At 71.3% G+C, this 13,591-nt stretch carries 14 protein-coding genes and 1 pseudogene; 5 read left to right on the plus strand and 10 right to left on the minus strand.

The features are described from left to right. The first annotated feature begins 25 nt into the window (after positions 1–25). Both ettA and ACQ86M_RS05375 read left to right on the plus strand, forming a co-directional pair. Positions 26–1,708 (plus strand): energy-dependent translational throttle protein EttA, encoded by a 1,683-nt coding sequence (gene ettA, locus ACQ86M_RS05370; RefSeq protein WP_431221069.1) that lies wholly within the window; start codon positions 26–28, stop codon positions 1,706–1,708. A gap of 16 nt (positions 1,709–1,724) precedes the next feature. After that, positions 1,725–2,213, plus strand: coding sequence for an acyl-CoA thioesterase (locus tag ACQ86M_RS05375; RefSeq protein ID WP_431247326.1), 489 nt, complete (start codon positions 1,725–1,727; stop codon positions 2,211–2,213). A gap of 23 nt (positions 2,214–2,236) precedes the next feature. Here ACQ86M_RS05375 and ACQ86M_RS05380 read toward each other — a convergent pair whose 3' ends face one another. Both ACQ86M_RS05380 and ACQ86M_RS05385 read right to left on the minus strand, forming a co-directional pair. Then, a complete protein-coding gene (locus ACQ86M_RS05380; protein WP_431221071.1) occupies positions 2,237–2,746 on the minus strand; it encodes a hypothetical protein in 510 nt (169 codons plus the stop codon). A gap of 8 nt (positions 2,747–2,754) precedes the next feature. Further along, the gene (locus ACQ86M_RS05385; protein ID WP_431247327.1) at positions 2,755–3,222 is read right to left on the minus strand and encodes a ubiquinol-cytochrome c reductase iron-sulfur subunit; all 468 of its coding nucleotides are present in this window, start codon (positions 3,220–3,222) and stop codon (positions 2,755–2,757) included. A 121-nt stretch (positions 3,223–3,343) separates the two neighbouring features. On the opposite strand from ACQ86M_RS05385, the gene ACQ86M_RS05390 reads away from it, so the two are divergent. Together ACQ86M_RS05390 and ACQ86M_RS05395 are read left to right on the plus strand one after the other, a co-directional pair. Then, positions 3,344–3,856: a sigma-70 family RNA polymerase sigma factor gene (locus tag ACQ86M_RS05390; protein WP_431247328.1), complete on the plus strand. Its 513-nt coding sequence runs from the start codon at positions 3,344–3,346 to the stop codon at positions 3,854–3,856. Beyond that, positions 3,853–4,578 carry a zf-HC2 domain-containing protein gene (locus ACQ86M_RS05395; RefSeq protein ID WP_431247329.1) on the plus strand — a complete coding sequence of 242 codons (726 nt, stop codon included), beginning with the start codon at positions 3,853–3,855 and terminating at the stop codon, positions 4,576–4,578. The genes ACQ86M_RS05390 and ACQ86M_RS05395 overlap by 4 nt, the downstream gene beginning before the upstream one ends. Before the next feature lie 153 nt (positions 4,579–4,731). Here ACQ86M_RS05395 and ACQ86M_RS05400 read toward each other — a convergent pair whose 3' ends face one another. Continuing rightward, the gene (locus ACQ86M_RS05400; protein WP_431221075.1) at positions 4,732–5,601 is read right to left on the minus strand and encodes an acyl-CoA thioesterase; all 870 of its coding nucleotides are present in this window, start codon (positions 5,599–5,601) and stop codon (positions 4,732–4,734) included. Positions 5,602–5,643: 42 nt separating this feature from the next. Here ACQ86M_RS05400 and ACQ86M_RS05405 point away from each other — a divergent pair, with 42 nt between their 5' ends. After that, positions 5,644–6,327, plus strand: a complete 684-nt coding sequence (locus ACQ86M_RS05405; RefSeq protein WP_431247330.1) for a hypothetical protein — start codon at positions 5,644–5,646, stop codon at positions 6,325–6,327. Between the two features lie 117 nt (positions 6,328–6,444). Here the strand turns inward: ACQ86M_RS05405 and ACQ86M_RS05410 are convergent. From ACQ86M_RS05410 to ACQ86M_RS05440, 7 genes and pseudogenes are all read right to left on the minus strand, one after another. After that, positions 6,445–8,090, minus strand: a pseudogene (locus tag ACQ86M_RS05410) (FAD-binding dehydrogenase). A 36-nt stretch (positions 8,091–8,126) separates the two neighbouring features. Next, positions 8,127–8,534 carry a globin gene (locus tag ACQ86M_RS05415; protein ID WP_431221077.1) on the minus strand — a complete coding sequence of 136 codons (408 nt, stop codon included), beginning with the start codon at positions 8,532–8,534 and terminating at the stop codon, positions 8,127–8,129. Continuing rightward, the gene (locus ACQ86M_RS05420; protein ID WP_431247331.1) at positions 8,531–9,703 is read right to left on the minus strand and encodes a mechanosensitive ion channel family protein; all 1,173 of its coding nucleotides are present in this window, start codon (positions 9,701–9,703) and stop codon (positions 8,531–8,533) included. Before ACQ86M_RS05420 ends, ACQ86M_RS05415 begins: the two co-directional genes overlap by 4 nt. Positions 9,704–9,759: 56 nt before the next feature. Continuing rightward, positions 9,760–10,434 (minus strand): response regulator, encoded by a 675-nt coding sequence (locus ACQ86M_RS05425; RefSeq protein ID WP_431221079.1) that lies wholly within the window; start codon positions 10,432–10,434, stop codon positions 9,760–9,762. Continuing rightward, positions 10,431–11,798 (minus strand): sensor histidine kinase, encoded by a 1,368-nt coding sequence (locus ACQ86M_RS05430; RefSeq protein ID WP_431247332.1) that lies wholly within the window; start codon positions 11,796–11,798, stop codon positions 10,431–10,433. The genes ACQ86M_RS05425 and ACQ86M_RS05430 overlap by 4 nt, the downstream gene beginning before the upstream one ends. Positions 11,799–11,806: 8 nt before the next feature. Continuing rightward, complete coding sequence (locus ACQ86M_RS05435) at positions 11,807–12,676, minus strand: ABC transporter permease subunit (protein ID WP_431247333.1); 870 nt, start codon at positions 12,674–12,676, stop codon at positions 11,807–11,809. Further along, complete coding sequence (locus ACQ86M_RS05440) at positions 12,673–13,584, minus strand: ATP-binding cassette domain-containing protein (RefSeq protein ID WP_431221082.1); 912 nt, start codon at positions 13,582–13,584, stop codon at positions 12,673–12,675. Before ACQ86M_RS05440 ends, ACQ86M_RS05435 begins: the two co-directional genes overlap by 4 nt. Positions 13,585–13,591 lie beyond the last annotated feature (7 nt).

The raw sequence follows: 13,591 nt of genomic DNA on the forward strand, positions 1-13,591 counted from the left end.
GACGACAGGGAGTTTGAGAAGAAGAGTGGCCGAATACATTTACTCGATGGTGCGCGCCCGCAAGGCGGTCGGCGACAAGGTGATCCTCGACGATGTCACGATGGCGTTCCTCCCGGGAGCGAAGATCGGCGTCGTGGGTCCCAACGGCGCCGGTAAGTCCACCATCCTGAAGATCATGGCCGGCCTGGACACGCCCTCCAACGGCGAGGCCAAGCTCAGCCCGGGCTACAGCGTCGGCATCCTCATGCAGGAGCCCGAGCTCGACGAGAACAAGACCGTGCTCGAGAACGTTCAGGAGGGCGTCGGCGAGATCAAGCAGAAGGTCGACCGGTTCAACGAGATCTCCGGCCTGCTCGCCGATCCGGACGCCGACTTCGACACCCTGCTCGCCGAGATGGGGACGCTGCAGGAGCAGATCGACGCCGCCGACGCGTGGGACCTCGACTCCCAGCTCGACCAGGCGATGGATGCTCTGCGCTGCCCGCCGGGGGACTGGCCGGTCAATACGCTCTCCGGCGGTGAGAAGCGCCGCGTCGCGCTCTGCAAGCTGCTGCTGCAGAAGCCCGACCTCCTGCTCCTCGACGAGCCCACCAACCACCTCGACGCCGAGAGCGTGCTCTGGCTCGAGCAGCACCTGGCGAAGTACCACGGTGCGGTCCTGGCCGTGACCCACGACCGGTACTTCCTCGACCACGTGGCCGAGTGGATCGCCGAGGTCGACCGCGGGCACCTGTACCCGTATGAGGGCAACTACTCGACCTACCTCGAGAAGAAGCGCGAGCGCCTGGCGATCCAGGGCAAGAAGGACGCGAAGCTCGCCAAGCGCCTCTCCGAGGAACTGGACTGGGTTCGCAGCAACTCCAAGGGGCGCCAGGCCAAGTCGAAGGCGCGTCTGGCCCGCTACGAGGAGATGGCGGCCGAGGCGGAGCGCACCAGGAAGCTCGACTTCGAGGAGATCCAGATCCCGCCGGGGCCGCGCCTCGGCCAGATCGTGATCGACGCGAAGAACCTCGAGAAGGGCTTCGGCGACCGCAAGCTCATCGACGGCCTCACCTTCACCCTGCCCCGCAACGGGATCGTCGGCGTGATCGGTCCGAACGGCGTCGGAAAGACGACCCTGTTCAAGACGATCGTCGGGCTCGAGCCGCTCGACGACGGCACGCTGAAGGTCGGCGAGACCGTGCAGATCTCGTACGTCGACCAGACCCGTGGCGGCATCGACCCGAACAAGAACGTCTGGGAGGTCGTCTCCGACGGGCTCGACTACATCCAGGTCGGAAAGACCGAGGTGCCGTCGCGCGCCTACGTCTCCACCTTCGGATTCAAGGGACCGGACCAGCAGAAGAAGTCGGGCGTGCTCTCGGGCGGTGAGCGCAACCGCCTCAACCTCGCGCTCACCCTCAAGCAGGGCGGCAACCTGCTGCTCCTCGACGAGCCGACCAACGACCTCGACGTCGAGACGCTCTCCAGCCTCGAGAACGCGCTCCTCGAGTTCCCCGGCTGCGCGGTGGTGATCACCCACGACCGGTGGTTCCTCGACCGGATCGCGACGCACATCCTCGCCTATGAGGGCACCGACGAGAATCCCGCCGACTGGTACTGGTTCGAGGGCAACTTCGAGGCGTACGAGGAGAACAAGGTCGAGCGGCTGGGCCCGGACGCCGCCAAGCCGAACCGCTCGGCGTACCGCAAGCTCACCCGCGACTGAGCCGGAGCCGACCGCGATGCGCCTGCACGTCCCGATCAAGCTCCGCTGGAGCGACCTCGACGCCTACGGTCACGTCAACAACGCCGAGATGCTGCGCCTCCTCGAGGAGGCGCGCATCGAGGCGTTCTGGGCGACCGACGACAGCGGCGAAGGCAGCGGGGAGGCGGTCGGTGGCTCGACCGCCGTCCTCGACGGACGCCCCGGCGCGGACACCCTCACCCTGATCGCACGGCAGGAGATCGAGTACCTGGCGCCCATCCCGTACCTCCGTCAGCCGCTCGACGTCCAGCTGTGGCTCGGGCGGCTCGGCGGCGCCAGTCTGGAGGTCTGCTACGAAGTGTGGTCGCCGGAGGGCACGGAGCCGCGAACGCTGTTCTCGCGCGCGGCGACCACCATCGTGCTCGTGGATGCGACCAGCCAGCGCCCGCGCCGCATCAACGACCGGGAGCGAGACGCCTGGACGCCGTACCTCGACGAACCGGTCGCGTTCGCCAAGCGGGCCTGACGGCGCGGCGCGGCCGGCGGATGTCAGGGCGTGGGCTTCGCCGGCAACTCCGTGGGGCTGAACGAGTTCTGCCAGATCGCCCGCGCGCCGCCCTCGCCGATCAGCACGACCTCCACGATCGTCCCCACCGCCAGCACCAGCGCGACGACGATCAGCACGATGATCACCACCCGGCGGACGACCGGTGACGGGCGCCGCGGCGACTCCGGGCGGTCGAAGAAGAAGAACCACGCCCACTGCAGCACGCTGAACGCGAAGAGCGCGATGACCCACGGCAGCAGATCCTTGCCGATCGCAGCATGCTGCTGGATCAGCGGCGTCGAGGGCACCCGAGCCTGAAGCCATTCGCCTGCCTCGGTCGTGATGGGGACGAGGATCACGTTCGCCAAGGCCAGCAGCGGCACGACGATGCCGAGACGGCGACGTGCCGCCGGCCAAATCGGTACGAGCAGTGCCGCGACCGCCGTCACGGGCACCAGCACGACGACGAAATGAACGAGCAGGACGTGCAGCGGCAGTCCGTTGATCTCCATGTCGGCCCCTACTCGGTGACGGTCACGGAGTCGCCGGAGACCTGCGCCTTCAACTGCGGAAGCGGGTCACGCGCCGGGCCGCTCAGCACGTCGCCCGTCGTCGCGTCGAACCGCGAGCCGTGGCAGGGGCAGTCGAACTCCTTGCCCTGCGGCGCGACCGTGCAGCCCTGATGCGTGCAGACGGCGCTGAACGCGACCACCTTTCCGGCGCTCGGCTGCGACACGACGATCGGCTTCCCCGCGAGCGTCGCCGACACGGCGCCGCCGACCGGGATGGACGCGAGCGAGACCTTCGCGGCGCCCGTGCCTCCGCCAGAGGCGGAACCGTCGCCTGAACCACCCGAACCGCCCGACCCACCGGAACCGGTGGAGCCGTCCGCTCCGCCGGGTGTGCACGCGGCGAGGAGCACGGCGCCGGCGCCGGCGCCGCCGACCGTGAGGAGCGTGCGGCGAGTGAGCGGGGTGCGATCGTTCATGCGGATTCTCCTGTTCGGCGGATTCGTCTCTTACCGTACTCACGAGACGATAGGTCGATCGGTTCAACCGTGATGTGTGAACCTTTCCGCAGGCTGCATCGTGTACTGAGTGGAGGTGAACATGCCGGAGGAGGACGCGCGCCTGCTGCGCGAACTGCACGACCAGCACGCGCAGGCGGTCTGGCGGTACGTCGTGCACCTCACCGGCGACCGTGCGATGGCCGACGATGTCGTGCAGGAGACGCTGCTGCGCGCCTGGCGCAAGCCGGCCGTCCTGGACCAGTCGCAGCAGTCCGCCCGCACGTGGCTGTTCACCGTGGCGCGCAACCTCGTGATCGACGGCCGCCGCAGCGCGGCGCACCGGCATGAGTTCGGCACGGACACACTGCCCGAGCATCCTTCGCCCGACAGCGAGGCGGACGCCGTGCTCGACGCCTGGCTCGTCTCGGACGCGCTCGCGGAACTCTCGGTCGAGCACCGGGCCGTCATCGTCCATGCCTATTACGGCGGGCGCTCGGTGGCCGAGATCGCGCGCGAGCTCGACATCCCGGAGGGCACGGTGAAGTCGCGCCTCCATTACGGCTTGCGCGCCCTGCGACTCGCCCTGCAGGAGAGAGGAGTGACGGAACGATGACCACCCACGACGAGTTCGCGACCTGGGATGCGGCCTACGTGCTCGGCTCCCTCTCGCCGGTCGAGCGGCGCGCGTTCGAGGCGCACCTGCGCGAGTGCGGGCGCTGCTCGGAGGCGGTGTCCGAGCTGGCCGGCATGCCCGGCATCCTGGGCCGTGTGGATCGGGAGCAGGCGTTCGCCCTGCTCGAGGAGGACGCGCCCGCCCCAGAGGCGATCCCGGCTCTCGTCGGCGAGTCGGGCCCGTCGCCGGATGTGCTCCCGTCTCTGCTGCACCGTGCGCGCCGGCGCCGGATGCGGGATCGGTGGCTCGTCGCCGGGCTGTCCGCCGTCGCAGCCGCCCTGCTGGTCGGCGTCTCCGCGTTCGTGCTGCCGGGCGTGCTGCATCCGCCCGCGGCACCGCAGGCCGCCGTGGTGATGCAGCAGGTCGAGCCGAGCGCTCTGACGGCCGATCTCCGGCTGACCGCCGAGCCGTGGGGCACCCGCATCGACTCGACGTGCCGCTACGCGCACGTCGGCGCGGAGCCCGGTGCGCACTCCTGGACCTACGCCATGGTGGTCACCGACCGCGCCGGCACGCAGCACACGATCTCGACCTGGACCGCCGACGAGGGCACCACTGCGCTCCCCGTGGCGACCACCAGCGTCCCGGTCGCGGAGATCGCCGCCGTCGACATCCGCTCGGCCGGCGACGGCACCGTCCTGCTCCGCAGCACCTTCGGCTGACCGCTCTCCGCCCCTCCGCCCACCGTCGAGTCCGCGAAGATTGCACACGACACGCCGGTCGGGCGTGCAAAGTTCGCGGACTCGACGGAGGGTGCGGGGCCGGGCGAGTGGGCGACGAGGGCGCGGAGGGACGCGGCGGCGGCGCGGCGGGGCTCAGTCGTGCGGCAGGCGGATCGTGGCCTCCTGCGCAACGCTCGCCACGAGGCGCCCGTCGCGCGAGAAGATGCGGCCCTGCGACAGGCCCCGGCCGCCGCCCGCGGTCGGCGACTCCTGTACGTACAGCAGCCACTCATCCACCCGGGCGGGCCGGTGCCACCACATCGCGTGGTCCAGGCTCGCCGCCTTGAGACCCGGCGTCGCCCAGGCGATCCCGTGGCGGCGCATGATGGACTCCATGATCGTGTAGTCGCTGGCATAGGCGAGGGCCGCGCGGTGCAGCGCCGGGTCGTCGGGCATGTCGCCGATGGTCCGGAACCAGACCGCCTGGTGCGCGACTCGTTCACCCTCGACGGACAGGTAGACGGGCGACGTGGCGTGCCGCATGTCGAATGGCCGCTGGCTGGCCCAATACTGCGCCACCGGATGCTGCGCGTCCTCCAGAGAGTTGGCCGTCGACGGCAGGTCCTCCGGCTCCGGCAGACCGTCGGGCATCGCATCCTGGTGCTCGAACCCGTCGTCGGCCGTCTGGAACGACGCGATCATCGACAGGATCGGCAGCCCGTTCTGGTACGCCTGCGTGCGCCGCGTCGAGAACGATCGGCCGTCGTGGATGCGGTCCACCGAGAACGTGATCGGGAAGTTCACGTCGCCCGGCCGCAGGAAGTAGCCGTGCATCGAGTGGATGCTGCGGTCGTCCTCGACGGTGCGCGTCGCGGCGACGATCGACTGTGCGAGCACCTGTCCGCCGAAGACGCGGCCCAGCGGCATCCACTGCGACGGGCCCGTGAAGATGTCCTCGCTGGTGCGGGCTCCGGTGTCGGTGAGATCGAGCGCGGTCAGGAGAGAAGCCAGGGGCTCGGTCACAGTGCCTCCAAGTCGGTGGTCTCTTGGTAGTTTAGACACCCGATGAGCCAGTCGTTTTCCTTGATGGACACCCTCGCCGCCGCCGATCTGCAGACGTATCTGTCGAGGGCGGCCCGTGTCGAGGAGGGATCCGTGCGCCTGATCGCCGGATCCGGCGTCCTCGCCGTCTACACGGCGATCCTGTACCCCCGCGGCCTGATGGACGAGACGCCCACCGTGCTGGGCCTGCGCACCTTCGCGATCGGCGGCGACGCCGAGTTCGACGTGGTGGTGCCCATCCGCTCGCTGCTCGACCGCGTCGCCCGCGTGCGCGAGGCCGCCGAGGCGGAGCCGGCCGAGGGCCCGGTCGAGATCCGCTTGCCGCTGGAGGTGTCGACCGTCACGTGGGCGGGCATCTCGCCGCCGCGCGGCGGCTGGCAGAAGGTCGGCGAGACGGATGCGGCCCAGCTGCAGTCGATCGCGCAGGCGGGCATCGCGGAGGTCGCGGAGGCCGTGCCGACCGGAACAGGGGAGCAGCTCGTGCAGCGGGTGCGCGCCGAGGTGTGGGGCCGCCCGATCGAGGGGCTGGAGTACGTCCCGACCGGCGCCGGCTTCGCCGCCGAGTCGCTGGGCTTCCTGGGCGAGGGCGAGCCGGTCACCATCCACGAGACCGGCCCCTGGACCCGCCTCACCACGCGCCGCGGACACACCCTCATCCGCCGCGCGTCCTGGTCCCTCCGCCGCTAACTGTCTTCGCGCAGGAGCTGCCCTCCCTCGAGTCCGCGAAGTTTGCACGCGACACGCCGGCGGGGCGTGCAAACTTCGCGGACTCGATGGTGGGGGAGCGGTTCAGAGGCACGGAGATCAGCCGCGGGCGGCGGCGCGGCCGGCCTGACGGCCCGAGAACAGGCAGCCCCCGAGGAACGTTCCCTCGAGCGCACGGTAGCCGTGCATCCCGCCGCCGCCGAATCCCGCCGCCTCGCCCACGGCGAAGAGGCCGGGCACGACCGCGCCGTCGGCGCCGAGCACGCGGCCGTCGAGGTCGGTCTCGATGCCGCCGAGGCTCTTCCGGGTGAGGATGTGCAGCTTGACCGCGATCAGCGGTCCGGCGGCCGGGTCGAGCAGCTTGTGCGGCGACGCCACGCGGATGAGCCGGTCGCCGCGGTACTTCCGCGCCGAGCGGATCGCCGCGAGCTGCAGGTCCTTGCCGAACTCGTTGTCGAGCTGCCGATCGCGCTCGTGGATGTGGCGGGCCACGAGCTCCGTGTCGAGGGGGACGTCCGCGATCCGCTGCATCCCGGCCAGCAGCTCGTCGAGCGCGTCCGAGACGACGAAGTCGGCGCCCCTCTCCTTGAACGCCTCCACCGGGTCCGGAGCGCCGGGGGCGACCCGCTTGGCGAGCAGCCGCACGTCCTTGCCCGTCAGGTCGGGGTTCTGCTCGCTGCCCGAGAGGGCGAACTCCTTCTCGATGATCTTCTGCGTCAGCACGAACCAGCTGTAGTCCGACCCGGTGCGGCGCAGGTGCTCGAGCGTCCCGAGCGTGTCGAACCCCGGGAACAGCGGCGACGGCAGCCGGTCACCGCGCGCGTCCAGCCACAGGGAGGACGGACCGGGGAGGATGCGGATGCCGTGCCGCGCCCAGATCGGATCCCAGTTCTGGATGCCCTCGGTGTAGTGCCACATCCGGTCGCCGTTGATGAGGTGCGCGCCCGCGCTCTCGGCGATCGCGAGCATCCGTCCGTCGACGTGGGCCGGCACCCCGGAGAGCATCGACGCGGGCGGCGTGCCCAGCCGCGGCGGCCACGCCGCGCGCACCAGCTCGTGGTTGCCGCCGATGCCGCCCGACGCGACGATCACCACGGGAGCCCGCAGCTCGAAGTCTCCGGTCACGTCCCGGTTGCTCGGCGCCCCCCGCTCCGCCGTGTCGGGCGCGAGCACCGCGCCGCGGACGCCGACCACGCGGCCGCCCTCGACGATCAGCTCGTCGACGCGGTGCCGGTTGCGGATCGAGACACGGCCGTTCGCGGCCGCCGACTGCACGCGCCGCGCGAACGGCTCCAGCACGCCCGGGCCGGTGCCCCACGTGATGTGGAACCGCGGCACCGAGTTGCCGTGGCCGCCGGCGCGCCCGTCGCCGCGCTCCGCCCACCCCACGACGGGGAAGAAGCGGACGCCCTTCTCGTGCAGCCAGGCGCGCTTCTCACCGGCCGCGAACTGCAGGTACGCCTCCGCCCACTGCCGCGGCCAGCGGTCCTCGGAGCGGTCGAAGCCGGCCGTCCCGAACCAGTCGTCGCGGGCGAGCGCGAGCGAGTCCTTCACGCCCATCCGCCGCTGCTCGGGGAGTCGATGAGGAACAGCCCGCCGAACGACCACCACGCCTGACCGCCGAACGACGCCGACGGCTCCTGCTCGACGATCGTGACGCGGCGTCCCGCATCCAGGAGCTCGGAAGCGGCGACCAGGCCCGACAGGCCGGCGCCGACGACGATCGCGTCGGGTTCGTGTGTCATCCGTGTCTCCTTCGGCACCGGGATGGCGGGGGAGGACTAGTCCTCGAATGTGTTGACCATAGCGAACGCCGCCCGCTCCAGGTAGCTCCAGAGGGTCTCCTCGTGGAGCGGCGACAGCCCCAGCTCGTCTACCGCCACACGCATATGGGCCAGCCAGCGGTCGCGGGCGTCCGGGTTGACCTTGAACGGGTTGTGCCGCATCCGCAGGCGGGGGTGACCGCGCTGCTGGCTGTACGTCGTGGGGCCGCCCCAGTACTGCTCCAGGAACATCACCAGGCGCTCCTTCGCGGGGCCCAGGTCCTCCTCCGGGTACATCGGGCGGAGCACGGGGTCGTCGGCCACACCGCGGTAGAAGGCGTCGACGAGGCGCACGAACGTCTCGTGGCCGCCGATCTCGTCGTAGAACGCGGGCTGCGGGCCGGTGGGGATCAGCGGGATGTTCATGCCTGGTCTCCGTCGGGCGTGGAGGTGTCGATCCTGGGGGTGTCGGTCTTCGGGGCGGGCGCCTTGGCCGCGCGCGGCTTCGGCGCCGGCGGCTCCACCGGCGAGATCCGGATGGCGCCCGGATTGGCCGGGCGGGCGCCGGCCGGCGCCTCCCGCTTGGCCGCGGCCCGCGCCTTGCGGCCCTTCAGCGGCGGCTCCGGAGCGACGACCGTGCTCGGCCGCGTCTTCGGCGGCTTGGCGCCCGCCACGCTCGCGGCGCTGTCGAAGCCGCTGAGCACGACGGCGGACAGCGACGGCAGCTTGACGCCCATCTCATCCAGCGCCTGCTTGAGGCGGGAGCGCAGCTCGCGCGACACGTCGTCCTTCGCGGTCGTGCGCGTCTTCAGCACGATGCGGATGACCATCGCGTCGGCCGAGATCGACTCCAGCCCCCACAGCTCCGGCTTCTCGAGGATGCGCGAGCGCCACTTCGTGCTCGTCGCGAGCGCCGTCGCCGTCTCCAGCATCTTCGCCTGCACGGCCTCGATGTCGGTGTCGTACGGGATGGCCAGGTCGATGATGACGCGCGCCCAGCCCATGGACATGTTGCCGACGCGCAGGATCTCGCCGTTGCGGACGAACCAGAGGGTGCCGTTCACGTCGCGCACGAGGGTGACGCGGATGCCCACGGCCTCCACCACGCCGGTGGCGGGCCCGAGGTCGACGATGTCGCCGACGCCCAGCTGGTCCTCCATGACCATGAAGAGGCCGTTGAGGACGTCCTTGACGATGTTCTGAGCGCCGAAACCGAGACCGGCGCCGAGGGCGGCGGTGAGGAGGGCGAACGAGCCGAGCACGTTCGGGGCGAAGACCTGCACGACGAGGAGAATCGCGATGATGCCGATCGTCACGTGCACGATGTTCGTGAGCACCGAGCCGAGGGTCCGGGTCCGCTGCACCAGTCGCACGGCCGCAAGCGGAGAGTTCACCAGGGCCTGAGTGTCGCTGACGTTCTGGCCCTTCTTCACGCCGGAGACGATCCGCGCCACAACCTTGCGGATGACCACACGCAGGATCCACGCCAGGAGGAACGCGCCTCCGACGATGCACGCGGCGGTGACGAGGTTCCAGCCGGCCGCGGCCGCCCACGACCCGACCTCTTCCCAGATGGTTGCTTTGAGGATTCCCATACCCCGTCGAGCCTACCGAGCGTCGCCTTGGCGGTCGCTGGATCGCGGGCCGCGCGTCACCGCTCCAGCAGCCCGTGCTCGTAGGCGAAGATCACCGCGTGGACGCGGTCGCGCAGTTGCAGCTTCGACAGCACCCGGCCGACATGCGTCTTCACCGTCGACTCCGTCAGGTAGTAGCGCGCGCCGATCTCGCCGTTGCTGAGGCCCTCGCCCATCGCGATGAGGATCTCGCGCTCGCGCGGGGTGAGGGCCGCGGCCGGATCCGAGCCGGGCGCGACAGCGGAGCCCCCGGCCGGGAGGCGGTCGGCGAAGAGCTCCAGCATCGCGCGGGTGACCCGTGCCGACACGGCGGCGTCGCCGGCAGCGACCGCGCGGACGGCGGCGGTGAGCTCCTCCGGGCGCGCATCCTTCAGCAGGAAGCCGCTCGCACCCGCGCGAAGGCCGCCGAACGCGTACTCGTCGAGGTCGAAGGTCGTGAGCACGATGACGCGCGCGCCCGAGCCCGCCTCGACGATGCGGCGCGTCGCCTCGATGCCGTCGAGCACGGGCATTCGCACGTCCATGAGCACCACATCCGGTCGCAGCTCGGCGGTCAGCCGCACCGCGTGCGCGCCGTCGCCCGCCTCGCCGACGACGGTCAGGCCGGGCTCCGCCTCGAGCACCATGCGGAACCCGAGGCGCACCAGCTGCTGATCGTCCACCAGCAGGATGCGGATGGGGGCGTCGGTCACGGGGTCTCCTCGGGTTCGGGGGTTCGAGCGTCGTCGGTGGATGCGGTGGATGCGGCGGGTGCGGCGGATGCGGTGGATACGGTCTGCGCCGCTCCCGCACCCGCCGCACCGGCCGCACCAGCCGCTGAGGGAACCGCGGAGAACGCCGCCCTCAGGCGCCACCCGCCGCCCGGCCGGGGACCTGCGTCCAGCGTCCCGCCGTATAGCGCCACCCGCTCCCGGAGACCGATCAGCCCACGGCCGGAGCCCTGCCCGGGCGAACCGTGCACCGTCGCGTCGTCGTCGATCGTGACCACGACCCCGTCCGCCCGGAACACGAGCAGCACGCGCACGGTGGTCGCCGTCGCGGCGTACCGCAGCGCGTTGGTGAGCCCCTCCTGCACGACCCGGAACACCGTCAGCTGCTGCGCGGCGTCCTCCGGCGGCGTCCCGGACACCGTGATCCGCACCGGCAGCCCCGCCGCCCGGAACGTCTCGACCAGGTCGGCGAGGTCGCCGACGCCCGGCTGCGGTCCGCGGGCCGCCTCCTCGTCGCCGTCCCGCAGCACGCCGAGCAGTCGCCGCATGTCCCCGAGCGCGCTGCGGCCGGTCTCCGCGACCAGGCGCATGGCGTCCGCCGACCGCTCCGGCGCGGTCTCCACCAGCCGGGCGGACCCGTCTGCCAGCGTGATCATCACCGTCAGGCTGTGCGACACGATGTCGTGCAGCTCGCCGGCGATCCGGCTGCGTTCCGCGGCGGTGGCGATCTCGGCCTGCTGGTCGCGTTCGCGGGCCAGCTGACGCGCCCGGTCGATGAGCGCATCCAGGTACCGTCGCCGGTTGCCCGCGTTGCTGCCGACGAGCACCGCGACGGCCGAGAAGGACATGACCAGGATGCCCGAGGGCAGCGCCGCCGTCTCCAGCGGCGTGAAGACCGCCGCCTGGGCGAGCAGCACCTGGGTGGTGAGCGTGCCGATCGTGACCGCGCACGTGACGCCGAAGGCGATCCACGCGGAGCGGACGGAGCGGTAGACCGCCAGCGCGTACAGCGCGAACAGGGTGGGCACCACATCCACGTCGCGTCCGAGGAAGACACTGGACCCGAGCACGACGGTGGCGATCCCGTACACCGCCACAGGACGGTGGCGGCGGGCGAGGATCGCGGCCCCGGCCACGAACGAGAGCGCCAGGTGGGCCGTCTCGCGCGGGCTCGGTCCCGTCGCGAACATGACGATCGCCGCGATGACCGACGGCAGCAGGTAGATCACCGCGAGTGCGATGTCGACCGCGAAGGGATGCGCCGTCAGGTAACGGCGGATCACCCCGGGCGGTCTCGGAAGCTCGAGTCCGCCCGGGGCGTCCGTGGTGGTGGTCCCGGTGGTCACGCGGCGGGTCAGGCGTCCCTGCGCTGCAGCAGGACGGCGCCGGCGACGAACGCGACGGCCGCCCAGACGACCACCGTCAGCGCGTTCGCCCACGGCTCCAGGCCGCCGTTGCTCAGCCCCGCCATGCCACCGCCGGCGTTGCTGATGAGGTAGTGCCCGGCGTCGGCCACCCACTGGGTGCGGGTGAGGCTGGTGACCAGAGTCGCGATGATCGGCAGCACCAGCAGCACGCCGAGGGCGCCCGCGATGCCTCCGGCCGTCGACTTCAGGATGGCGCCGACGCCGAGGGCGAACACGGCGACCAGCGCGAGGTACGTGCCGGCCCCGAGGATCGACCAGAGGGTGTCGGACGAGAACAGGTCGCCCGTGTAGCCCTTGCCGCTCAGGATGGGCACCGCGACAGCCCAGGATGCCGCCGAGCTGATGACGCCGACGACGAAGGCGACGACGAACAGCACGAGGGTCTTCGCTGCGAACACCGGGAACCGGCGCGGCACGGCGGTGAAGGACGAGCGGATCATCCCGGTCGAGAACTCGCCGCTGATCACCATGACGCCGAGCACCGCGATGACGAGCGACGCGAAGGTGAGGCCGGCGGTCGCCGCGGTCTGGGCGAAGTTCGCGGCCTGAGCCTCGACGGCCGCACGCTGCGCCACCGAGACGCGGTCGACGAGCGTCGCCTTGTCCGGGATCGCGAAGGCGACGAGGGAGGCGATGCCGACGACGAGCACGACGGCGCTGATCAGCGTCCAGAACGTCGACCGCAGGGTGCGGAGCTTGATCCACTCCGAGCGGACGACGCGCGGGAAGCTGAGCCGCCCGAGCGAGGTGTGCGGGTGGCCGGGAGCCGGGTGGGCGGATGCGGTGGCGGTGCTCATCGGCTGACCTCCGTGCGGTATTCGACGTCGTCCTGGGTGAGTTCGAGGTAGGCCTCCTCGAGGGAGGCGCTGATGGGCGTCAGCTCGTGCAGCACGACGCCGTCGCGGGCGGCCGCCTCGCCGATCTGAGCCGCGGTGAGGCCGGTGACCTCGAGCAGCTGCGCCTCGACGCCCGTCACGGCGACGTCGGCGCCCGCCACCGCGCGCGCCAGCTGGTCCGGCTGCGGCGTGCGCACCCGGACGGCGTGGCGGGTCGCTCCGGCCAAGATGCGGTCGACCGGTGCGTCGGCGAGCACGCGGCCGCGGCCCAGCACGACGATGTGGTCGGCGGTCTGCGCCATCTCGCTCATCAGGTGCGACGAGAGGAAGATGGTGCGGCCCTGGCCCGCCAGGTGCCGGGCGAACTGGCGCACCCAGAGCACGCCCTCCGGGTCGAGGCCGTTGACCGGCTCGTCCAGGATGAGCGTGGCCGGGTCGCCGAGCATCGCGGCGGCGATGCCCAGGCGCTGGCCCATGCCGAGCGAGAAGCCGCCGACGCGCTTGCCGGCCACCGACTCCAGGCCGGTCATGCCGATCACCTCGTCGACGCGCGACTTCGGGATGCCGTGCGTCGCCGCCAGCGCGAGCAGGTGGGCGTGGGCGGTGCGCCCGGTGTGGATTGCCTTCGCGTCGAGCAGCGCTCCCACCTCGGTGAGCGGGGAGCGGAACTCCGCGTAGCGCTTGCCGTTGATCGTCGCGGTGCCGCTGGTGGGCCGGTCGAGTCCCACGATCATCCGCATGGTCGTGGACTTGCCCGCGCCGTTCGGGCCGAGGAAGCCGGTGACCTTGCCCGGCTGGATGGTCACGGAGATGTCGTCGACGGCGGTCTTCGCGCCGAAGCGTTTGGTGAGGTGATCGAGCTGGATCATGACACCG

The organism is Leifsonia xyli subsp. cynodontis, assembly GCF_050632205.1.
Taxonomy (GTDB): Bacteria; Actinomycetota; Actinomycetes; order Actinomycetales; family Microbacteriaceae; genus Leifsonia; species Leifsonia xyli_D.

What these genes read in the sequence shown, in the direction of transcription:
- ACQ86M_RS05405 (WP_431247330.1), top strand. Translation starts at nt 5,644, where the DNA reads ATGAGCCAGTCGTTTTCCTTGATGGACACCCTCGCCGCCGCCGATCTG.
- ACQ86M_RS05375 (WP_431247326.1), top strand. Translation starts at nt 1,725, where the DNA reads ATGCGCCTGCACGTCCCGATCAAGCTCCGCTGGAGCGACCTCGACGCC.
- ACQ86M_RS05415 (WP_431221077.1), bottom strand. Translation starts at nt 8,534, where the DNA reads ATGAACATCCCGCTGATCCCCACCGGCCCGCAGCCCGCGTTCTACGAC.
- ACQ86M_RS05420 (WP_431247331.1), bottom strand. Translation starts at nt 9,703, where the DNA reads ATGGGAATCCTCAAAGCAACCATCTGGGAAGAGGTCGGGTCGTGGGCG.
- ACQ86M_RS05390 (WP_431247328.1), top strand. Translation starts at nt 3,344, where the DNA reads ATGCCGGAGGAGGACGCGCGCCTGCTGCGCGAACTGCACGACCAGCAC.
- ACQ86M_RS05380 (WP_431221071.1), bottom strand. Translation starts at nt 2,746, where the DNA reads ATGGAGATCAACGGACTGCCGCTGCACGTCCTGCTCGTTCATTTCGTC.
- ACQ86M_RS05395 (WP_431247329.1), top strand. Translation starts at nt 3,853, where the DNA reads ATGACCACCCACGACGAGTTCGCGACCTGGGATGCGGCCTACGTGCTC.
- ACQ86M_RS05440 (WP_431221082.1), bottom strand. Translation starts at nt 13,584, where the DNA reads ATGATCCAGCTCGATCACCTCACCAAACGCTTCGGCGCGAAGACCGCC.
- ACQ86M_RS05435 (WP_431247333.1), bottom strand. Translation starts at nt 12,676, where the DNA reads ATGAGCACCGCCACCGCATCCGCCCACCCGGCTCCCGGCCACCCGCAC.
- ACQ86M_RS05385 (WP_431247327.1), bottom strand. Translation starts at nt 3,222, where the DNA reads ATGAACGATCGCACCCCGCTCACTCGCCGCACGCTCCTCACGGTCGGC.